At 37.2% G+C, this 22,072-nt stretch carries 23 protein-coding genes and 1 riboswitch; of the genes, 13 read left to right on the forward strand and 10 right to left on the reverse strand.

The window, feature by feature from the left end; all coding sequences use genetic code 11:
• Positions 1–9 precede the first annotated feature (9 nt).
• Complete coding sequence (locus DYR29_RS22560) at positions 10–861, forward strand: diacylglycerol/lipid kinase family protein (protein WP_047423842.1); 852 nt, start codon at positions 10–12, stop codon at positions 859–861.
• A 116-nt stretch (positions 862–977) separates the two neighbouring features.
• Here the strand turns inward: DYR29_RS22560 and DYR29_RS22565 are convergent, their stop codons facing one another.
• A complete protein-coding gene (locus tag DYR29_RS22565; RefSeq protein ID WP_213278634.1) occupies positions 978–2,258 on the reverse strand; it encodes a dicarboxylate/amino acid:cation symporter in 1,281 nt (426 codons plus the stop codon).
• A gap of 181 nt (positions 2,259–2,439) precedes the next feature.
• Positions 2,440–4,128, reverse strand: coding sequence for a gamma-glutamyltransferase (ggt, locus tag DYR29_RS22570; RefSeq protein WP_213278635.1), 1,689 nt, complete (start codon positions 4,126–4,128; stop codon positions 2,440–2,442).
• 199 nt (positions 4,129–4,327) lie between these two features.
• Between ggt and DYR29_RS22575 the strand changes: the two genes are divergently transcribed.
• Together DYR29_RS22575 and DYR29_RS22580 are read left to right on the forward strand one after the other, a co-directional pair.
• The gene (locus tag DYR29_RS22575) at positions 4,328–5,293 is read left to right on the forward strand and encodes an NAD-dependent epimerase/dehydratase family protein (RefSeq protein ID WP_213278636.1); all 966 of its coding nucleotides are present in this window, start codon (positions 4,328–4,330) and stop codon (positions 5,291–5,293) included.
• An 84-nt stretch (positions 5,294–5,377) separates the two neighbouring features.
• The gene (locus DYR29_RS22580; RefSeq protein ID WP_213278637.1) at positions 5,378–6,130 is read left to right on the forward strand and encodes a polysaccharide deacetylase family protein; all 753 of its coding nucleotides are present in this window, start codon (positions 5,378–5,380) and stop codon (positions 6,128–6,130) included.
• A gap of 109 nt (positions 6,131–6,239) precedes the next feature.
• Here DYR29_RS22580 and DYR29_RS22585 read toward each other — a convergent pair whose 3' ends face one another.
• A complete protein-coding gene (locus DYR29_RS22585) occupies positions 6,240–7,445 on the reverse strand; it encodes a metallophosphoesterase (protein WP_213278638.1) in 1,206 nt (401 codons plus the stop codon).
• A gap of 68 nt (positions 7,446–7,513) precedes the next feature.
• The gene (locus tag DYR29_RS22590; RefSeq protein WP_213278639.1) at positions 7,514–8,581 is read right to left on the reverse strand and encodes a 3-oxoacyl-ACP synthase III family protein; all 1,068 of its coding nucleotides are present in this window, start codon (positions 8,579–8,581) and stop codon (positions 7,514–7,516) included.
• Between the two features lie 101 nt (positions 8,582–8,682).
• On the opposite strand from DYR29_RS22590, the gene DYR29_RS22595 reads away from it, so the two are divergent.
• From DYR29_RS22595 to DYR29_RS22630, 8 genes are all read left to right on the forward strand, one after another.
• Positions 8,683–9,252 carry a hypothetical protein gene (locus tag DYR29_RS22595; protein ID WP_034695976.1) on the forward strand — a complete coding sequence of 190 codons (570 nt, stop codon included), beginning with the start codon at positions 8,683–8,685 and terminating at the stop codon, positions 9,250–9,252.
• 3 nt (positions 9,253–9,255) lie between these two features.
• Complete coding sequence (ubiE, locus tag DYR29_RS22600; protein ID WP_047423526.1) at positions 9,256–9,987, forward strand: bifunctional demethylmenaquinone methyltransferase/2-methoxy-6-polyprenyl-1,4-benzoquinol methylase UbiE; 732 nt, start codon at positions 9,256–9,258, stop codon at positions 9,985–9,987.
• Between the two features lie 3 nt (positions 9,988–9,990).
• Positions 9,991–10,773: a porin family protein gene (locus DYR29_RS22605; protein ID WP_047423525.1), complete on the forward strand. Its 783-nt coding sequence runs from the start codon at positions 9,991–9,993 to the stop codon at positions 10,771–10,773.
• A 139-nt stretch (positions 10,774–10,912) separates the two neighbouring features.
• Positions 10,913–11,215 (forward strand): hypothetical protein, encoded by a 303-nt coding sequence (locus tag DYR29_RS22610; protein WP_041461837.1) that lies wholly within the window; start codon positions 10,913–10,915, stop codon positions 11,213–11,215.
• Positions 11,215–11,502: a cell division protein ZapA gene (locus tag DYR29_RS22615; RefSeq protein ID WP_047423522.1), complete on the forward strand. Its 288-nt coding sequence runs from the start codon at positions 11,215–11,217 to the stop codon at positions 11,500–11,502. Before DYR29_RS22610 ends, DYR29_RS22615 begins: the two co-directional genes overlap by 1 nt.
• Positions 11,503–11,730: 228 nt before the next feature.
• The gene (gene rny / locus DYR29_RS22620; RefSeq protein WP_047423520.1) at positions 11,731–13,299 is read left to right on the forward strand and encodes a ribonuclease Y; all 1,569 of its coding nucleotides are present in this window, start codon (positions 11,731–11,733) and stop codon (positions 13,297–13,299) included.
• Between the two features lie 73 nt (positions 13,300–13,372).
• The gene (locus DYR29_RS22625) at positions 13,373–14,614 is read left to right on the forward strand and encodes an MFS transporter (RefSeq protein WP_213278640.1); all 1,242 of its coding nucleotides are present in this window, start codon (positions 13,373–13,375) and stop codon (positions 14,612–14,614) included.
• A 176-nt stretch (positions 14,615–14,790) separates the two neighbouring features.
• Entirely contained in the window at positions 14,791–14,970 is a 180-nt protein-coding gene (locus DYR29_RS22630; RefSeq protein ID WP_249413567.1) for a hypothetical protein, read from the forward strand.
• An 81-nt stretch (positions 14,971–15,051) separates the two neighbouring features.
• Here the strand turns inward: DYR29_RS22630 and DYR29_RS22635 are convergent, their stop codons facing one another.
• The 5 genes from DYR29_RS22635 to DYR29_RS22655 form a co-directional block, all read right to left on the reverse strand.
• Complete coding sequence (locus DYR29_RS22635; protein WP_213278641.1) at positions 15,052–15,987, reverse strand: YeiH family protein; 936 nt, start codon at positions 15,985–15,987, stop codon at positions 15,052–15,054.
• 135 nt (positions 15,988–16,122) lie between these two features.
• Complete coding sequence (locus DYR29_RS22640; RefSeq protein ID WP_213278642.1) at positions 16,123–16,998, reverse strand: LysR family transcriptional regulator; 876 nt, start codon at positions 16,996–16,998, stop codon at positions 16,123–16,125.
• A 124-nt stretch (positions 16,999–17,122) separates the two neighbouring features.
• Entirely contained in the window at positions 17,123–18,430 is a 1,308-nt protein-coding gene (locus tag DYR29_RS22645) for a voltage-gated chloride channel family protein (RefSeq protein ID WP_213278643.1), read from the reverse strand.
• A gap of 31 nt (positions 18,431–18,461) precedes the next feature.
• A riboswitch (Fluoride riboswitch) is annotated at positions 18,462–18,529 on the reverse strand.
• A 208-nt stretch (positions 18,530–18,737) separates the two neighbouring features.
• Entirely contained in the window at positions 18,738–19,577 is an 840-nt protein-coding gene (locus tag DYR29_RS22650) for a GLPGLI family protein (protein WP_213278644.1), read from the reverse strand.
• Positions 19,578–19,670: 93 nt separating this feature from the next.
• Complete coding sequence (locus DYR29_RS22655; RefSeq protein ID WP_047432118.1) at positions 19,671–20,138, reverse strand: acyl-CoA thioesterase; 468 nt, start codon at positions 20,136–20,138, stop codon at positions 19,671–19,673.
• 121 nt (positions 20,139–20,259) lie between these two features.
• On the opposite strand from DYR29_RS22655, the gene DYR29_RS22660 reads away from it, so the two are divergent.
• Positions 20,260–20,616 carry an arsenate reductase family protein gene (locus tag DYR29_RS22660; protein ID WP_213278645.1) on the forward strand — a complete coding sequence of 119 codons (357 nt, stop codon included), beginning with the start codon at positions 20,260–20,262 and terminating at the stop codon, positions 20,614–20,616.
• A gap of 135 nt (positions 20,617–20,751) precedes the next feature.
• Positions 20,752–20,937: a hypothetical protein gene (locus tag DYR29_RS22665; protein WP_213278646.1), complete on the forward strand. Its 186-nt coding sequence runs from the start codon at positions 20,752–20,754 to the stop codon at positions 20,935–20,937.
• A gap of 53 nt (positions 20,938–20,990) precedes the next feature.
• On the opposite strand, the gene gcvT is transcribed toward DYR29_RS22665, so the two are convergent.
• A complete protein-coding gene (gene gcvT / locus DYR29_RS22670) occupies positions 20,991–22,067 on the reverse strand; it encodes a glycine cleavage system aminomethyltransferase GcvT (protein WP_213278647.1) in 1,077 nt (358 codons plus the stop codon).
• Between the last annotated feature and the right edge of the window lie 5 nt (positions 22,068–22,072).

Consider the following 22,072-nt stretch of genomic DNA (forward strand, 5'->3'; position numbering starts at 1 on the left):
TTTGCGTCAATGGAAAAAGTAGCTTTTATTATCAACCCTTTTTCGGCCAAAAAAAACTATCAGCCGTTTTTGAATGAACTTAAAACAAAGGTTAACAACCCGTTGTATTATGTGTCAGAATCTATTCCGGGAACCGATGAGTTTATCCAGTCTCATTTTGAAGAAGTGGATATTTTTGTGGCCATAGGAGGGGACGGTACCATTTCTACCGTAGCCAAAAATCTGATTAACACAGAAAAGATTCTGGCTATTTTCCCGGCTGGTTCAGGAAACGGATTTTCCAATGAAACCCAGTTCAGTAAAAATCTGGATGAACTTTTAGAAAAAATAAAGGTCAAAAACTCCAGAAAGATTGATACTTTTACGGTAAACGACAGGCTTTCTATTAATGTTTCAGGAACAGGATTTGACGGTAAAGTTGTCAAGGAATTTGAAAAAACAAGCCGCGGATTCAAAAACTATATCAAAGTTTCCTTAAAAACTTTCTTCAACTACAAGCCTATCAAGGTGAAGTTTTTTGATGAAGAATATCAACAGTACAACGGAAGATATCTCATGATGAATATTGCTAACACCCGTCAGTTTGGTAATAATGCTTACATAGCTCCAAAAGCCAGCAAGAGTGATGGTTTGGTGGATATGGTCTTGGTGAAAAAGTTTCCTTTGACCTATTCTGCGCTGTTTGCTTTCAGAATGTTTACCAAAAGACTGAAAGACGATGACTATGTCACCTATCTTCCAGTCTCTGAAATATCTTTTAAAGTCAATACCAAAAACTGGCACCTCGACGGTGAATTCAATAAAATAAAATCACCAATTCATGTTAAAGTACAGCCGTCAAGCTTAAGTATCCTGATTTAAAGTTCAAGGTTCAAGGTTTTGAGTTTAAAGCTTACAGGGAGATAGTCCTTAATAAACTTCCTCTGAAACTTCATAGAATATCTCCTGATACCTATAACCTACGATCTGCCACCTGTTTATACTTCCAGCTTTTTCACAACTTCATCCGGATGATCCATGCAATATTGAAGTTGGTTCTTGTCAAGTTGTTTTTCCCAGTTGGCAACTACTACCGTAGCTACAGAATTCCCGATTACATTAGTCAGGGCCCGGCATTCACTCATAAATTTATCGATCCCAAGAATTAATGTCATTCCGGCAATTGGAATTTCAGGAACTACTGCTAGGGTTGCTGCCAGGGTTACAAATCCGGCACCCGTAACACCTGCGGCTCCTTTTGAACTTAACATTGCCACGAGAAGAAGCATCAGCTGTTTTTCAATAGGAAGATGGATGTTTAATGCCTGTGCGATAAACAGAGAGGCCAGTGTCATGTAGATATTGGTTCCGTCGAGATTGAAGGAATATCCTGTAGGTACTACAAGTCCTACAATAGCCCGTGAGCAACCCGCTTTTTCAAGTTTTTCCATGATTCCCGGAAGGGCAGACTCTGATGAGCTGGTTCCCAAAACAAGAAGAAGTTCCTCTTTAAGGTAAAAAAGAAACTTAAAAATATTAAATCCGTTATACCATGCCACGGCTCCTAATACCAGAACTACAAATAGTATAGATGTAATATAGAAAGTAGCTACCAGAAATATAAGGTTCAGTACAGAATGAAGCCCATATTTTCCGATAGTAAATGCCATTGCTCCAAAAGCTCCTATTGGGGCCAGTTTCATAAGCATATGAACGATTTTAAATACCGGAGTTGACAGATCCTGTAAAAAATCAGTTACTTTCTGGCTTTTTTCTTTTGTTAAAACCAAAGCTACTCCCATTAAAATAGCCACCAAAAGAACCTGAAGAATATTATCACCCACCAAAGGACTGAATAAAGTCTCCGGAATAATATTCATAATGAACCCCGTAAGCGTTGATTCATGAGCTTTTGCCTGGTATTGAGAAACATCGCCTGAAAGAGTAGCAGGATCAATATTTAAACCATGGCCCGGCTGTAAAATATTTCCTACTATTAATCCGATGATAAGTGCAAGAGTTGAAAATGTGAAAAAATAGATCATTGCTTTTATGGCAATTCTACCTACTTTTTTCAAATCGGTCATGTGAGCGATTCCCAGCGTGAGGGTAATAAAGATCACCGGGGCGATGATCATTTTTACTAATTTGATGAACCCATCCCCCAGAGGTTTCATTTTTTCTCCCAGTTCAGGATAAAATTTTCCAAGAAGAATACCGGCAACGATGGCAATAATCACCTTGAAATAAAGCTGATTGTATATTTTTTTTGCTTTCAAAGAACAGTCGTTTTGTTTTTTAAGGGCGAAAATTAAGAAAATTTATCTGAAAACATGACAAAAGTCATTGAAAAGATCTGTACAGAGGACTGATCAATAAAAAACTCCGGCTTCATTCGTAAAAAGGCAAAAGCCTTTTAGAATGAAGCCGGAGCTGTATTTAATTTTTTGAAAGATACTATTATTCCACTGCAACAGAATCATCTCCACGGCCGTCTGCCACTGCATGGATGCTTCCGTTTTCATCAAGAACAATCATTTCTGTTTTTCCAATGTATTTTGTTTTTTCAATAACATAGTTTTTGCTTTTCAGATCCGAAATTGTGCTTTCAGGGAAGTTATTTTCTACCGTAATCGTTTCCGGAAGCCATTGGTGATGGAATTTTGGTGCATTCACTGACATATTGGCGTTCAGTTTAAAATCAACAACATTCACAATAGACTGGTATACTGAAGTAGGGATGGTAGTTCCTCCGGGAGTTCCCACTACCATATAAGGTTTTCCATTCTTAAGGAGGATAGTTGGGGTCATGGAAGAAAGCATTCTCTTATTCGGCTGGATAGAATTGGCTTCTCCGCCCACTGCACCGAACATATTGGGTACACCTGGTTTGATAGAGAAATCATCCATTTCATTATTTAAGAAGAATCCGGCTCCTGAAACCAATACTTTACTTCCGTAATAACCGTTAAGAGTTGTGGTTACAGAAGCAGCATTTCCATCCTTGTCCAAAACGGAAATATGAGTAGTCTGCATAGATTCTTTAGGCTGTTCTATGATTTTACCTACTTCTGCACTAGGTGTAGCTTTATCAAAACTGAAACTCTTCCATCTTCCTTTCAGATAGTCGTCAGAGATCAGGTAAGAAGTTTTATCCTGAATAAAATCCGGATCACCCATATATTCTGCTCTGTCTGCAAAGGCTCTTCTTTCTGCTTCAGCCATGATTTGAACGGCTTTTGTAGAGTTTTGCTGATACTTTTCGAGGTTTTCAAAACTTGCCATTCTCAGCATTTGAGCCAGAAGAACTCCACCGCTTGAAGGTAAAGGCATGGTTACTACATTGCTTCCTTTATATTCAAATTCAAGGGCTTTTCTCTCTGCAACTTTATAATTTTTAAGATCTTCCAACGTGATAATTCCGTTGCCCCTTTTCATTTCAGCAACTAAAAGATCAGCTGTTTTTCCCTCATAAAAACCTTTTGCTCCTAATTTTTGGATCAGTTTCAAGGTTTCAGCCAGGTCTTTTTGAATTAATAAATCTCCGGCTTTCCATGGAGCATCTTTTACAAAAATGATAGAAGATTTGTTATGTTTCTGAAATTTTTCCCTTTGGTTATTCAGCATTTCTGCTTCCTTATCTGTAATAGCAAATCCTTTCTCTGCAAGATCAATGGCGGGTTGAATAATTTTTTCCATAGGGAGTTTGCAGTATTTAAGGGTAGCAAAAAAACCGGCCACACTTCCGGGAATACCCACTGCCAGTCTTCCATTTTGAGAAAGATCCGTATCTGCTTTTCCTTTTTTATCAATATACATATCGCGGGAAGCTTTTTTCGGAGCAGTCTCTCTGTAATCTAATGTGAATTTTTCCCCATTGTTTTTTACGCCTACCAGAAATCCACCGCCTCCGATATTTCCTGCCTGCGGATAGACAACAGCAAGGGCATATTGCGTTGCGGTAACAGCGTCGTAGGCATTGCCGCCCATTTTTAAGATCTTGGCACCCGCTTCACTGGCTAATGGATGTGCAGAGACTACTACACCTTTCTTTTTTACCTGTACTTCCTTGATAATATTGATATCTGTGAACTGAGCCCAGCTGAGTTGAGCAGCTAACAGCATCGAAGCAATTAAAATCTTCTTCATATGATTGTTTTTCTTGAAACAAAATTATTGAATTTTAACCGAACAGCAACCTGATGATCATTGCATTTGATTTTTTCTTTCATTGAAATTATCTAATTGAAAATACAGAGCATTTTCGCGATACTATTTTAAATACACCTTTTTTATTATGGTTGGCATGTTTTTTTTACTTTTGTACAATTCTAAAAAAATCTGAAAAATGGAATCCTATACGGAAAGAATACTGATTACAGGTGCCTTGGGTCAAATTGGTACCGAACTTACGAACAGACTTGTTGAAATCCACGGAGCGGAGAATGTTGTTGCTTCAGGATTGGACAGATGGCAGGAAGGAATTACTTCTGCCGGACACTATGAAAGAATGGATGTTACCAATACACAATTGGTAAGACAGGTGATTCATGATTACGAGATTACTACAGTGTATCACTTAGCGTCACTTTTATCCGGGACTTCGGAAAAGCAGCCTGTTTTCGCCTGGAAACTGAATCTTGAGCCACTACTTCATTTTTGTGAAATGGCGAAAGAAGGGCTTCTTAAAAAGATCTTCTGGCCAAGTTCTATCGCTGTATTTGGAAAAGGAATTCCAAAGCATGATGTGGGACAGGATGTAGTGCTGAATCCGACAACCGTTTATGGGATCTCCAAAATGGCAGGGGAGAAGTGGTGTGAGTACTATTTCGATAAATATGGTGTAGATGTAAGAAGTATCAGATATCCTGGATTGATCTCATGGAAAACTCCGGCAGGAGGTGGAACTACTGACTATGCGGTTGAGATTTTCTATAAGGCCATTGAAGATGGAAAATATACAAGTTTCATTTCCGAAGATACAGGAATGCCGATGTTGTACATGGATGATGCCATCAATGCAACCTTGAAATTAATGGACGCTCCGAAAGAAAGTTTATCCGTTCGCTCTTCTTATAATTTAGGAGGAATGTCATTTACTCCAAAAGAACTGGCAGCAGAAATCAAGAAAGAAATTCCGGATTTTGCTATTGATTATAACCCGGATTTCAGACAGGCAATTGCAGATTCATGGCCGGCTTCTATTGATGATTCAGTAGCTAAAAAAGACTGGGGTCTGACTTATGATTTCGGAATTTCTGAAATGACGAAGGACATGATCAAGAATCTAAAGGTAAAATTAAGCAAGGATTAATAATGTAAAGTAATGCTTTAATTAATAATCTTTTTAACATCTGATTTTTAATATTTTACAGAATTTATATAAACTTTAATTTAAATGGTATTATTGACTTTTAACATCACCTGTATTGAAGCTGAAGTAAAAAACGGCTCTCAAATTACTGATGATGAGCGTTTGAAAATTATAGAAAATAATACCAGAGCAATTCTTAGAATTTTAGATATTCATGATATCAAATCAAGTTTTTTCGTAGAGATTTCTCTTGTCGAAAAGCTTCAAAATTTAATAAAAGCAATTTCATCCAAAGGGCATGAAATTGCTTTTTATAATAAAGACTCCAATCCTGAAGAAATTGAAAATGCCAAAAAGAATATTCAGGATCTTCTGGAAAAACAGATCAGGGGAATCCGTCAGAAAGATGTAAAAGTTTCACAGGAAATTTTGAAGCTGATGGAATTTAATTACGTTTCCAATATCGATAATGCCAATATTCTTTTCCCTTTCAAAAGACTCAAAAGAGATACGGAAATTACAGAAGAAGACGGACTGAGTATTGTCCCTGAAAGTATCTCCCCTTACAGTCAGCTTCCCTATAATGATTTCGTGTTCCAGATCCTGCCGATGAAATATTACCAGAATATGGTGCTGGAAACTTTGCAGAATGAAGAATTTGTATTGATCTACCTGAACACATGGCAGTTTACAGATTTTAAGAAATACCGTTTTGATATTCCATTTTACAGAAGCTTATTTTCGGGCAAAAAAATGGAGGACAAACTAGATGCCCTCCTTACTTTTCTCAATGACAGGGAAATGGCTACTTCCCGTATGAAAGATTATATTTTTTAGGTTGCAGGTAGTAGGTTGCAGGAATTAGGGAGAATTCAAGGTTCAAGGTTTAAAGTTTAAGGTTGTTTGTAACCAGCAACTAATAACTCGCATCCCGAACCCCGCATCTCTAACTCAGCTCAAAAAGCGTAATCTCCGGTAATACTCCAACTCTTCCCGGATAGCCCAATACTCCGAATCCTCTGTTTACATACAGTAGCTTTCCTTCGCTTTCATATAAATCAGCCCATTTTGGGTATTTGTATTGTACCGGTGACCATTTTATATTTTTAAGATCCAGTCCAAACTGCATCCCATGCGTATGCCCTGAAAGTGTCAGGTGGATATTTGCAGGGTGTTTTTTTACCACATAATCAAAATGGGTAGGGTCGTGGCTCATCAGGATCTTTGTGGCAGATTCCGGTACGTTTTTTAAAGCATCATCTATTTTTCCAAATTGAGGGAATGGTTTTAATCCCCAGTTTTCAACTCCTAGAATGTAAAGTTGTTCTCCGTTTCTTTCGATGACTCTATGTTCGTTTCTCAACATATCAAAACCAGCCTGCTTTTCATAACTAATCAGGGTGTCAAGGTTTTCTTTTTTGGCAGCAGGTGATTCCCAGGATACGTAATCGCCGTAATCATGGTTTCCTAATACTGCAAACTTACCGTCTTTGGCCTGGATTTTTGAAAACAACAGAATGAAAGGCTTGAACTCATCTGCAACGTTATTGACCATATCTCCGGTAAATAATACCAGGTCAGGTTTTTGCTCATTAATCAGATCTATAGCATGTTGTAATTTGCTGGGGTCAGAGAAGCTTCCGCTGTGAACATCAGAAATCTGGACGATTTTATATCCTTTGAAGCTTTTCGGAAGATTGTTGAATTTTACCCTTACCCTTCTTACGGTGTGTCGGTATTTACCAAAAGTAATCCCATCTATGAAAAGAGCAGAAAGAATACCTCCCATTCCTAAGCCTACGATGCTCAGGAATTTCCTTCTTTCCGGGAAGAAGTTTTCTGAAGACTTGGCAAAGCCGATCAGGTATCCTCCGGTTCTGAAGATATCGTCAATTAATAAAAACAGAACGACAAAAATTTTTGGAAGAATGAAAATCAAAAATAGAGAGATCATAATCTGAGCCCTTACCGTACTTCTGTCTGATCTTTGGAAATGGGTGACTTCATAAGCGAAAATTCCATACACGGCTAAAGAGAGTACCCAATATCCGATTTTTATCCATGAATTATCAGTAAGTGTTCTGATAGCCTGATAAATATAAACTTCCAAAAACAGGAAGATTCCAGCGATGATTAAAAAATTTTTTTGCATGTTCTGATCAAAAAAAGCACAAAGAATAACTTCCCTGTGCTTTTATATTTTTTTGTTTATTAAATATTTTAAGGAAATCTGTAAACGAGCGCATTGATGTTCATTCCGGCACCTACCGAAGTCATCACAACGTTCCCTTTTTCTTTAAACGTTTGACCCTCCATTTTTCCTTTAATTATTAAATCATACATGGTAGGAATTGTTGCTACAGAAGTATTTCCAAGATCCTGAATCGTCATAGGCGAGATCGAGTGATCATATTCTTTAATGTCATAAAGCTTGTGAAGTCTTTCAATCATCGCGTAATCCATTTTAGCGTTTGCCTGGTGAATTAAGATTTTATCTATATCTTCAATAGAAAGACCTGCATCAGTAATGGTGTCTTTAATGGCTACGGGTACGTTTTTAAGCGCGTATTCGTATATTTTTCTTCCCAGCATTCTTACATAAAGACGTTTTTGGTCTACTTCTTTATTGATAGAAGGGGCGTTTTCAAGATAATTCAATTCCGGACCATTGTCACAGATTGTATTGTGAGCGATGATTCCTACATTTTCATCGTCAGTAGCTTTTACCACAACTGCTCCGGCACCGTCAGCAAAGATCATTCTGTTTCTGTCATGCGGATCTGTTACACGGCTTAGTGTTTCACCTCCTATTACAAGAATTGTTTTTGCTACTTTAGCTTTAATAAGGTTATCAGCCAAAATCATTGCTTCTACCCATCCCGGACATCCGAAAAGCATATCATACGTTACGCATTTTCTGTTTTTGATCCCCAGTTTATTCTTCACTCTTGCTGCCATTGTAGGCATAAAATCAGCATATCCGTTTTCGGTAACTTCTCCGAAATTGCTTGCATAGATGATATAATCCAATTCCTCGCCGTCTACTTTTGCATCCTCAAGGGCAGTTTTTGCAGCTTCATAACCGATTTGTGAGTTGGAAAGATCATCCTCAATGAATCTCCTGTTTTCGATTTCTGTAATCTCTACAAATTTCGCAATGGTCTCTTCCACAGGCTTTTCAATCTTTACTCCGTCTTCAGTGTAGAACTCGGAATTCATGAAGTAATCTCTACCAATAACTCTGTTCGGAATATAACATCCAGAGCCAATAATGATCGTATTCGGCATTCGTTTATATGATTTTTTTAAAGATGCAAAGTTAATAATTAATATTAATAACGGAGAATTAAAAATATTATTAAATTTGCAAAAATTGTACTTTACAATCTATGAAAAACAACTCGTCCTTAAAAGGCTTACTTATTGCAGCTGTGGCGTTTATCGTTGCCTTTGGGATCTACTTCCTTTTTTTAGCCAAGAAGAATTATTATGTTGTAGATAATCCTACCCCGAATACGTATTACTTTAAGATCAATAACGGATCTGAAGGAATCATCTCTGCCGGGCAGTATGTGCATGTGGATTTGAATAAAGGGAAAAACTCTATTCAGGTTTTTGATCAGAACAAAAAAATGCTGTATGATTCGGCATTTGAAGTGAATAAGCTTCGTGGTCTGATTAATATTACCCATCAGGATTACTATGTGAATGATCAGTATTACGGATACAATCTTAAAAAAGATTCGTTGCTGGCCAACCTTGATAAAACGGTCATTGACGGAAAGGATTATTACGGAGGAGCCAGACGCTTCAATAAGCTTTACACAGAAGATTTTTATTACAATGTGGATGAAGATTATGACAAAGTGATCAAGAATATCCAGAAAGTGGAATCCCGATCTAAAATCTTCAGAAAGCAGGATTACCTAAATTATTATAAAGAATATTACAAGTTTTAAGTTTTGACAAAAGATATCACCAAAGTTACTCCCTACAATTCAGAGGCTACGAAAAAAAGCCAGGTAGAGGATATGTTCGACAATATTGCACCGAAGTATGACCTTCTGAACCATGTTTTATCCATGAAAATTGATGTTTTGTGGAGAAATAAACTGGTAAGATGGATGAAAAATGATAATCCGCAGGAAGTGCTGGATGTGGCTACAGGAACGGGAGATCTGGCAATTACTATTGAAAAAGGAACCGGTTCTAAAGTAGTTGGATTAGATTTATCACAACAAATGCTGAATGTTGGCGTTATTAAAATAAAAAAACTTAAATTAGACGGCAAAATTTCCATGCAAAAAGGGGATGCAGAAAATTTACCTTTCGAGGACAATAGATTTGATGCTGTTTCCGTTGCATTTGGAGTAAGGAATTTTGAAAACCTTCCCAAAGGTTTAGCAGAGTTAAGAAGAGTAGTTAAAGATAACAAAAGTGTTTATATACTGGAGTTTTCAAAGGTTGAGGGTTTCATGGGGCCATTTTATATGTTTTATTTCAAAAATATATTGCCTGCCATCGGCAGATTGGTTTCTAAGGATAATAGGGCGTATACATACCTTCCGGATTCTGTAAATGCTTTTCCTTTCGGGGAGAAGATGAAGCAAATTCTTTTAGATACGGGATTTAAGAAAGTTGAATATAAAAAATTAAGTTTAGGTATAGCCACAATTTATAAAGCAACAAAGTAACCTATGAATAAATTTCTATTAAAAGCACTGGTTTTAACCTCAGTAAATGTTGCCGTTTTTGCAAACGCGCAATTCAGAACCCGAAACAGAATGGATAAGTTGGAAGATTTCGACGAGCAGAAATTCAGTTGGGGGTTTTATTTGAACGGGAACAGACTGGATTACCGCATTGTTTTGCATCCGAAATATGGGATGAATGATAATGAAAACCTTGTTACCTCCAAGGAAAGTTATAGCTTCGGTGCCGGGCTTATTGCAAAATGGAGACTGAATGATTATCTTGATGTAAGGATAGAACCAGGTTTACAGTTTGCACAAAGACAGTTGACTTTTAATACTCAATCCAATGACATTTATGCAGGCGGTTCTTTGACCAATCCTCCTTTTATGCCATTCCCTTTACAGGAAAAGGATAAAGTAAGAGAAATTAAATCTACATTAATTGACGTTCCTGTAATGCTGGAACTTCACGGACAAAGATGGTACAATTCAAGACCTTACATTGCTGCTGGGGTAAACTATGTTGTAAACCTTCAGTCTAACTCAACTTCCACAGATGATAACATGCAGGGAATCTACAGATCAACGACTCACAACTTTGCATGGTCTGCAGAAATGGGGATCCAGTTTTATTTCAACAAATTTAAACTGACTCCTGCTGTAAGAGGAACATTCTTCATGAACAATGAGAAAGTGGCTGATAACGCTACTACACCTCCTTACTGGGCTTCTGCGATTTCTACATTACAGACAAGAGCTGTAATGTTTGTTCTGAAATTTGAATAAAAAATATTTCATTGAAAAATAGACCGGAGGTGCATTAGCACCTCCTTTTTTGTTGTTATATCAAAATATAGAGTGTTTTATTTTTGTTAGTGTTATTATTTTTTTATTTTTGCTTTTAGTTAGAATATACAAACCTGAAATGCTTCAAGATTTAGAAAACAATTTTTCAGAATTAGAGAGAAAGATTTCGACTCTGCAAAAGAACTATAAAAATCTTACGGAAAATTTAAAAGAATTAAGTATTGAGCATGAAGAGTTGAAGAAGAAGTATGATGAGGAGAGAAGAAAGAATCAGGTATTAGCAGAAGAACAAAAAAATATAAAACTTTATTCAGCAATATCAGGAAATCCTGAACACAATAGATTAATGAAAAACCATATCAACAGATTGGTGAAAGAAATTGATTTCTGTATTGCTCAGCTTCAAAACAGTGGATTATAATGGAGATAAGGAGAATAACCGTCAACATTGCAGGAAGAGTGTATCCGCTGAACGTACCGGCAGCAGAGGAAGAAACTTTGCGTAAAGTAGGGAAGCAGATCGAGAATATGATTAAAGATTTTGAACAGAACTTCGATGTAAGAGATAAACAGGATGCTCTGGCTATGTGTGCCCTTAAACTGGGAACCAATGCAGAAGTAGTTTCTCTTAACTACGAAAAAAATATTAATTCTACCAACGAGAGATTAGTTCAGATTAATCAGTCGTTGAATGAAATCGGGAAATAGATTTTTTTTCCTGAAAAATTACTGCCTACAATAATTCTAACACATTAAAGGTAAACTCAACGCTAAACAATTACCGAACAAATGTCCATCGAATGGCGTGCCGGATTTCCGGATTACAGACAATGGAAATCAGTTCAAATCGTGTTGATTAGGAGTTTACTCTCAATCTCTGGATTATTGTAGGCTTTTTTATTTGGATATGAAGACAATTAAAACTCAATATATATTATGACAACAGCCATTATAGCCGGCGTTATTTGCTTAGTTATTGGGGCAATCATAGGGATGTTTTTCTCTAAAAGCTCATTGAATACTAAGGCAAAATTTATCATAGATGATGCAACAAAAAATGCCGAAAACCTTATAGAAAAAGCTACCGTACAAGCTGAATCCATAAAGAAAGAAAAAAACCTTCAGGCAAAAGAAAAATTCCTGGAACTGAAATCTCAGCATGATGCAGACATTCAGTCCCGTGAAAAGAAAATGCAGGAAGTTGAAAAGAGAACGAAAGACAAAGAGCATAAGCTGAATGATGAACTTAGCAAGACCGGAAAACTTGAAAAAGATTTGGACAAGCAGATTGCAGATTATGCTAAGAAGAACGAAATCCTTGAAAGAAAACAGCAGGAATTAGATATAGCTACTGCCAAGAAAGTAGAAATACTTGAAAAAATCTCTAATTATACTGCAGAGGAAGCTAAAGCAGAATTGGTAGAAACCATGAGAGCTGAGGCAAAAACAAGAGCACAGGCACATGTTCAGAGCATCATGGAAGAAGCTCAGCTGAATGCGAAAAACGAAGCAAGAAAAATCGTTATTCAGACTATTCAGAGAATTGGAACTGAGCAGGCTATTGAAAATTCAGTATCCGTTTTCAACATCGAGTCTGATGAAGTAAAAGGTAGAATTATCGGTAGAGAAGGTAGAAATATCCGTGCTCTAGAAGCTGTAACAGGAGTTGAAATCATCGTTGATGATACTCCGGAAGCTATTCTTCTTTCATGCTTTGACCCTGTGAGAAGAGAGATTGCAAGACTATCCCTTCACAGATTGGTTACTGATGGTAGAATTCACCCGGCAAGAATTGAAGAAGTCGTTGAAAAAACCAGAAAACAAATTGAAGAGGAAATCATTGAAGTAGGTAAGAGAACGATCATTGATTTAGGAATCCACGGATTACACCCTGAATTGATTAAAATCGTAGGTAGAATGAAATACCGTTCTTCTTACGGACAAAACTTACTACAGCACTCAAGAGAAGTGGCTAACATTGCTGCAACTATGGCTGCTGAATTAGGATTAAACGTAAAATTAGCCAAAAGAGCAGGTCTTTTACACGATATCGGTAAAGTTCCAGAGCAGGAATCAGAATTACCACACGCACTTTTAGGAATGCAGTGGGCTGAGAAATATGGTGAAAACCCTGAAGTAGTGAACGCTATCGGAGCTCACCACGACGAGATTGAAATGAAGTCATTACTATCTCCGATCATTCAGGTTGCCGATGCAATTTCAGGAGCAAGACCGGGAGCTAGAAGACAGGTATTGGAATCGTATATCCAGAGATTGAAAGACCTTGAATCTGCAGCACTAAGCTTCGACGGAGTATCCAGCGCTTATGCAATCCAGGCTGGTAGAGAACTGAGAGTAATGGTAGAGAGCGGAAAAGTGAACGATGAAGTAGCTTCTCAACTTTCTTACGATATCTCTGAGAAAATTCAGAATGAACTGACTTATCCGGGACAGGTAAAAGTAACAGTAATCAGAGAAACGAGAGCTGTGAATATTGCCAGATAATAATCAGAAAAAGATATTTAATAAAAACCTTTCAAGAAATTGAAAGGTTTTTTATTTTTATCAAAACTTAAAAATGCAAGAACTGTCCATGTCTTCAAAACTGAAGTACATTTTTTCAATTCCCGTTATTATTTCCGCCTTAGGCTATTTTGTAGATATTTATGACCTTCTTTTATTCGGGATCGTCAGAATACCAAGTTTAAAAGCGCTGGGACTCAATCCGGATGCTGACGGAACCTTTATTCTGAACTGTCAGATGGTGGGGCTTCTTATCGGAGGCGTTTTCTGGGGGATTTTCGGAGATAAAAAAGGAAGGCTTTCCGTACTCTTCGGATCTATTTTAGTGTATTCTCTGGCTAATATTGCCTGCGGGTTTCTTCCTTACTTTCCAAAAGAACATTTGGTGTGCCAATATGCCGGTTTGAGGTTTATCGCAGGTATTGGCCTCGCCGGAGAGCTTGGAGCGGGAATTACGCTGGTTTCTGAAAGTCTGCCGAAGAGTCTGAGAGCAATCGGAACCTCAGTGGTGGCTGGTTTTGGATTAATGGGAGCTGTAGTGGCTCAGCTTACGGTAGAACTGGCCGGTGGGTGGAATATCTCTTATATCATTGGCGGGATTATGGGAATTATGCTGCTGGTACTGAGAATAAGTGTATCCGAATCCGGAATTTATAAGAATATTGAGCATAAAAACGTTTCAAAAGGTAATTTTCTATCCTTTTTTACCAATAAAGACAGATTGATAAGATACTTAAAATGTATTGCCGTAGGATTACCTACATGGTACTGTATAGGGATTCTTGCCGTTTTAGCCAATCAGTTTGCCCCTGAATTAGGGATAAAAGAGATTAACCCTGGAAAAGCAATTATGTGGGCTTATGTGGGGATCTCTGTCGGTGACCTGTTGAGTGGTTTTATTTCTCATGCTTTAAAATCCCGTAAAATGGCCATTTTTTACATGCTGATCTTTACCCTGATTGGAGTAGCCATCATGTTATTTGGGAATACCAACACGGAAACAAAATATTATCTGTTTTGTGTATGGTTGGGCTTCGGGACAGGTTATTGGGCTATGTTTGTGACCTTGGCGGCGGAACAGTTTGGAACCAATATCAGAAATACGGCAACAACAACGGTTCCCAATATGGTAAGAGGACTTGTACCAGTGATGATATTTGCTTTTGATTCTCTGAAAGGACATTTCCCCGTTGTGGAAAGTGCTGCTATAGTAGGAGTGGTAGTATTTGGACTTGCATTTTATTCCTCACTTACCATTTCCGAAACTCATGACAGAGACCTTGAATTTACAGAATAATCTGAACTGTTTAATAAATAAGCCTGTGCTATTCCTTGTTTTTAATATAATAATTGGTTTAAAATCAATAATTTATTAATTTTGTTCTGATTATTGTTGCGTATAATTAATATTTGTTTAACTTTGGAAGGTAACTAAAACTATATTGTTTAATCAAACTAAATCTCATGAACATTATGAAAAACGCTAAAAAATTAAGAAAACAAGACCTTAAGAATATCGTAGGAGGAGTAAGCGGAAATCCGGATTTATCTCTTTGCGGATGTAGCTGCTCTGGCTCTGTAACAGGACCTTGGTATTGTGTACAATATATAGCTTGTCCACAGGTCTATACTTGTGGTGAAGCCGCAATCTAAAGAAAATTATTTCAATACGAAATAAACATTTCCACATTTAATATGCAGAACCCTTTTGATATCAAAAGGGTTCTGCTCATTTTAATGGATAATATACAGAAGGCTGCCCACACTTATGGTAATCCACAGAAGTACAGCGGTGAGTAAAGGTTTTAATCCTATTGATTTCAGCGTTTGAAGAGAAAGGGTAGAACCAATGAAAAACAAGGTCAGATTCAGGCCGGATTTTGCTAAAACAGTTATAGAAGTACTGAAGCGGTCAAGAAACGGGAAATACGTATTCAAAAGAATGGCTACAATAAAATAACCGATGAACCACGGAATTTTTATTTTTGAACCCTTACTTTTAAAAATGAACATTGTAATCAGGGAAATCGGAATGATCCAAAGGGCACGTGCTAATTTAACAGTCGTTGCTATTTTCAGGGCTTCATCGCCATACTTGCTGGCTGCACCTACAACAGAGCTTGTGTCATGAATTCCCACTGCACACCAAAGCCCAAACTGTTCCTGTGAAAGATTCAGCAGATGTCCTATGGCAGGATAGACAAACAAAGCAATAGAATTTAGGGTAAAAACAATCGCTAAGGCAAGAGAAATCTGTTTGGTGCTAGGTTTAATAATCGGAGATACTGCGGCAATAGCACTCCCTCCACAAATAGCTGTTCCTGCAGAAATAAGGTAAGAAAGAGGTCTTTCCAGCTTAAATATTTTGCCCAGAAAATAGCCTAATACCATTACTGTAACAATACTCACAACCGTTAACATCAAGCCTGTTTTTCCGGCGTGTAAAGCTTCATCCAGTTTCATCCCGAATCCAAGGCCCACAATTGAGATCTGCAAAAGTAAATGAATATAATGATGAAGATGTTTCTCAAAAGGATTTTCGATAAAAACAGCCAGGCCAAAACCTAAAACAAGGGCAATTGGTGAAGATACAAGAGGGGTAAGGCACAGAACTGCCAATACAATAAAAAATACTTTTCGGGTCATTTCATTCTGAATGAAATCTTTCATAATGCGAACTTTTAAATTTGCATCAAAATTCCGGAAAATAGTATTACGAAATAAATTGTATTTTGTTATATTGGATAACTAAAAGTTATATCTTTGCTTATTGCTTATTGCTTATTGCTTATTGCTTATTGCCTGTCATTCTGCAAACCTCAGAAAAAGCTTAATCAGTTCAGATTGCTCTCCTTTAGGCAGAATAAAATGGAAGTCTCTTTCAATGCTGAAGTTTTTAATATCAATGACGGTCAGGACGTTGTTTTTCAGTTCATTCAGGATGGTGCTGATCGAAAGAAATGCCATACATTCCGAGTGGAGAAGATAGTTCTTGATACTTTCACTGCTTCCCAGCTGCATGATGATATTCAGTTCATGGATATTGATTTCTTTTTCTTTAAGCCTGTTTTGTATAAACTCAAGAGTCCCCGAACCCTGTTCTCTGAAGATCAGATCCAGATGATAGAGATCTTTTAAGTTTAAGGTTTTATGAGCAAGTGGGTGATCTGATTTCGCTGCCAGAACAATTTCATCAGGTTTAAAAGTCTTATATTCAAAATAAGAAGACTGTGATTCCCCTTCAATGATTCCCAGATCAATTTTTTCTTCTTTTAAAAGGGCAGAAATAGCTTCCGTATTTCCAGTAAGAAGCTCAATCTTAATATCTTTATAATATGTATTAAATTTCGCTAAAATTTCAGGTAAAATATACTGCGCAACGGTTGTACTCGCCCCGATAATCAGTTTTCCCTTATGCTGCTGATTGATCTGGCTTATCTCAAATTCCATGTCGCGGTAGATATTTCTGATCTTTTCTGCATGCTCATACAGAATCTTTCCGCTTTGAGTCAGCTGGATAGAAGTTCCTTTACGGTCAAACAGCTTGGCGCCTATCTGAGTTTCAATCTCTTTAATGTGTTTAGTGACAGCGGGTTGTGAAATATGAAGCTCTTCTGAAGCCTTAGTGAAACTTAATCGGGAAGCTACCGTATGGAAAACTTTTAATCTGTAATCGAACATGGGGTAAAATTACGAATTATTGTTGGAAGTGGCGAGAGGGTACGGGATGCGGGTTTCGGGGGTTCGAGTTTAAAGTTTAACGTTTAACGTTTTGGGTAACTAGTAATGGGCAACCAAAAACAATTTATAAAAAATCCGAGATTGAACGATCCTGCTGATCTTCAAATCTTCTGTTTTTCGATTCTCCGATTTTCTGTTGGGTATAAATACTGTTGTGTCCTGAAAGAAGATAAGATGCTACACAGGCAATAGCGACATAAACTCCACATTCTGCTCCGAATAATTCAATTCCCATCAGCATACAGGCTAGAGGAGTATTGGTTGCTCCGGCAAATACTGCTACAAATCCCATTCCTGCCAATAATCCGAATGGCAAAGGAATAAAGAGAGACAAAGCACTACCTAAAGTAGCTCCGATAAAGAACAACGGGGTAACTTCTCCACCTTTGAATCCTGCTGAAAGTGTAACAATAGTAAAAATCATTTTTAACGCAAAATCATACAAAGGAAGCTGTTTCTCAAAAGATTCCACAATCACAGGAACACCTAATCCGATATATCGGGTAGTACCCATCGCAAAAACTGCCATGGCAATAATAACTCCACCGACTACAGGACGAAGAGGCGGATATTTAATTTTTGATTTGAAAACAGAGCCTGCCCAATGAATAATCTTACTGAAAGCAGCAGCACAGACCCCGAAGATTATTCCTGCCAGAATACTGTATAGAATGGGTAAAAACTCCAGCTTAGGAATAAAGTCAATATGATAATGGGTATGTTTTACATTCCATAGATTTGTGGCCCAGTCCGCCAGAATAGCTGAAGCAAAAGCAGGGAATATCGCATTATACCGTATTCTTCCGATCAGAAAAACCTCAAGTCCAAAAACAGCTCCAGCCAAAGGAGTCCCGAAAACAGAACCAAATCCGGCAGCAATGGCCGAAATAATCAATATTTTCCTTTCATTTCTGTCAAGTTTGAAAGGTCTGGTAAGCTGATCTGCTATAGCTCCTGCCATCTGAAGAGCTGTTCCTTCACGCCCTGCAGATCCTCCGAAGAAATGAGTTATCATTGTACCCAGATACACAAAAGGAGCCATTTTAAACGGAATAATTCCTTTGGGCTCATGAATGGTGTCAATCAACAAGTTGTTTCCAGCCTCAACATCTTTTCCAAAATAATAATAAAGAAGTCCTATCAGAAATCCTGCTACCGGAAGCAAAGCTATCAGCCAAAGATGGTTTTCCCTGAAATCTGTTGCCCATTCCAATGATTGCAGAAATCCTGCAGAAGCGGTTCCCACCAATGCACTGATAATGATGCTAATACATAACCATTTTAAAATATAAGGCAGAGCCGGAAATTTTCTGAAGAAAAAATGGGTGTGAAAAATTGCTTTTTTACCAAGTGTTCTTTGACTTTTTGACATAATAATCCTGATTAGTTATTTGTTAATAATCTTTTAATCAGGCGTCATCAGCTTTTGTAAAGCGGTTGGGTAAGGAAGAACACCATTTCCTTTGAGGGTACAAATATATGAATTATGGTAAAAAGATAAAAGATAAAAGATAAAAGATAAAAGATAAAAGATAAAAGATAAAAGATAAAAGATAAAAGATAAAAGATAAAAGATAAAAGATCTTGTCGTTAAAATTCAATAGAGGTGGGCTTTAGCCCGCCCACATCAATTTAACACTTTGCACCGGCTTTAGCCCAAACTTAAATAAATCAGAGTTTTAATAGATTGGATAATGTATAGCCTTATCGATTTCGAGCGGGTTGTTGTATTTTCTTATCACTTCCTGCATGTTTTTGGTCTGAGTGTTTAGCTCATCTACGTTGCGAATCTCTTTTCCGTTGATATTTATTTTCAGGTCGTTGTTGGATTTACTGAAGTTATTTCTTTCAAACGCAAAAGGATCATTGTAAAACTCCATGATCAGCTTATGCTTCTGCTTTTCATTGATGGGAATAGCTTTGTTACCGAAATTGGATTCAAGAAAGTCATCAGTCGGGTATACTTCCGGCAGTTCCTGACTTTTGATAAGATGATAAATGAAATTTTTCTTTGTGTCAGATAGTTCAAATATTAAACCCGGAAGCCCGCGTAATTTAAAAGGACCTTCATTGAACGGAATATCTTTACAGAACCAGGCTGTCCAGTTTCTACCTCCGAATTGGGTTGTAGCTTTTTGCAAGGTATAGCTGTCTGCTTTTTTGGTTTCACTCGAAATTGTCCAGTTTATTTTATCTGTAGTTTTAAAAGAATAGTATCCATTTTTGATGTTGATGAAATTTTCGTTCTCAAAAGAATTAATCTTTCGTTTCACCACCTGTCCGGACATATCCGTATGACTGCTATTCATCCCGAATTTTTTATTTAAAGAATCTGTCGTCATAAGATTTTTTCCGTAAAACTTCACCTCTTTTGGGGTAATGTCCAGTATCATATTTAACTTCTCATAAGTAGTTTCTGTAGAATCCATCTTATATTGCAGTTCATAAATAAACCGATGCATCTGCGACTGGACCAACGCTATCATCAGCAATGTCATTAAGGTAAAAGTACTTTTCATATAATGTGGTTAGTTGTGTAAATAGTTGCTGGTTGTTAGTTGCCCACAACCTTAAACTCTAAACTTTAAACCCGCGCACCCCGCATCTCGTCTCTATAAAAACGGTTTCATCTCATCCTCAATCTGCGTTCTCAGCTCCATCAGACGTTTAGCATAGATTTCCTGTTGTTTTTCTTCCTCTGTTTCCGGAATCCATTTCGGTACCGGAAGTTTTTTCCCATTTTCATCTACGGCAACAAAAACGATGATACAGTGTGTTTTTTTCTCAAAATTCGGCTGCTTCAGGTTTCTTGAAAAAACATTGATGGCGATATGCATGCTTGAGGTTCCGGTGTAGATCACCTGCGCATCCACTTTTACCACTTCACCAATTTTAATAGGGTCATAAAAACGGATTCCGCCTACATATACGGTGACGGAATAATTACCACTCCAGGTTGTCGCACATGCATAACCGGCCTGGTCAATCCATTTCATAACACTTCCTCCATGTACATTTCCTCCGTAATTCACATCTGAAGGCTCCGAAATAAACTGAAAAGTAATAGGCTTGTTCTGCATCTTTATAAAATTTGAATAAAGTTATTTAATAATTTCCAAAGTTTTAGATTAAATCCTACTTTTGGAAGACGAAACTTTCAATGAAAGAGAATTTTAACCCATAACAGACTTAGAAACCGTAATGAAGAAAGTATTTTATCTCAACACATGTGATACCTGCAGAAAAATTTTAGCCCAATTCGATCTTACAGACTGGGAACTTCGAGAAATCAAAAAAGAGCCGATCACGAAAGAAGAATTGGCAGAAATGCATAAAAAAACAAAATCATACGAAGCATTGTTCAGCAGAAAATCTACTCAGATCAAATTGAGAGGTTTGGATGTAAAATCATTGACTGAGAAAGATTTTAAAGAGTTGCTGCTGGATCATTATACCTTTTTGAAAAGACCTGTTTTTATTACAGACAAAGAGATCTTTGTTGGAAATGATAAGAAGAATGTTGAAGAACTTCAGAAATTCTTTGGGGTAAGCGAATAAATAAGACTTTAAATAGTTGATGTATCCGGCTCAATAATAATTCATTATTGAGCCGGATATTTTATATGTGTATTGTAAGTGTTTGATTTTTAATACTATTTATGACTATATTTATAATCGCCAAAAATTTACAATATGAAAACAAACTTTTCAAAAACAAAGAAACTGAGCAGATCAGAGTTAAAAGAGATGAGTGGAGGAATTGCTTTCATTCCTCCTTGCAGTATTTTATGCGGGCCTGCCGGAGGAGTGATTTCTACCCGACCTGGAATAGGAGACGCCTGTAATGCAGACCGTTCAATTTGCTGTATCTGCTACTAAACAAAAAGAGGCTGTAATCTAAATTACAGCCTCTTTTTATATCTTTTGAACAATTATACAAAAGGAGCTTTTACCACTTTTGCAGGAATGTTTTTGTTTCTTACCTGAATAAAGATCTCAGATCCTAATTTGAAATGAGGCTTGTCTACATATGCAAGACCCAATCCGATTTTCTTCATTGGAGACTGTGTTCCGGAAGTTACTTTCCCGATTACATTTCCTTCAGCATCTACTACAGGATAATCATGTCTTGGAACTCCTTTGTCTGTAAGTTCGAAACCAACTAGTTTTCTTGTAACTCCTTCCTCTTTTTGTTTTGCGAAAACATCTTTAGAAACAAAATCTTTATCAAACTTAGTAATCCATCCTAAACCAGCTTCGATAGGCGAAGTCGTATCATCGATATCATTTCCGTACAGACAGAATCCTTTTTCTAATCTTAAAGTATCTCTGGCAGCCAATCCGCAAGGAATAATTCCTTCTTCTTTACCAGCTTCCATCACAGCGTCCCAAAGTTTTTCAGCACTTGCATTGTTGAAATAAATCTCAAAACCACCGCTTCCTGTGTATCCTGTGTTTGAAATGATCACATTATTTTCTCCTGCAACAGTTCCTACTGTAAAGTGGTAGTAAGGAATTTCTGAAAGATTTACTTCTGTAAGTTTTTGAAGGATTTCAGTAGCTTTAGGCCCCTGAACTGCCAATAATGACATCTCATCAGAAGCATTGGTCATTTTAGCCCCGAAAGTATTGTATTTTGAAATATGATTCCAGTCTTTATCAATGTTGGAAGCGTTCACAACCACGAAATATTTGTCATCTTCCATTTTGTAAACGATAAGGTCATCTACAATTCCGCCGTTTTCGTTGGGAAGACAAGAATATTGAGCTTTTCCGTTTTCAAGAGCATCTACATTATTGGTAGTTACATACTGTAAAAGGTCTTTTGAACCCGGCCCTTCGATGAAAAACTGTCCCATGTGGGAAACATCAAATAATCCTGCTTTTTCTCTTACTGCAAAGTGCTCTTCTGTAACCCCTGAATATTGAACAGGCATTTCAAAACCTGCGAAAGGTACGATCTTAGCTCCCAAAGAAACATGTTTGTCGTACAAGGCTGTTTTCTTCATATTTA

The sequence above is a fragment of the Chryseobacterium indologenes genome (genome assembly GCF_018362995.1).
Classification (GTDB): domain Bacteria; phylum Bacteroidota; class Bacteroidia; order Flavobacteriales; family Weeksellaceae; genus Chryseobacterium; species Chryseobacterium indologenes_G.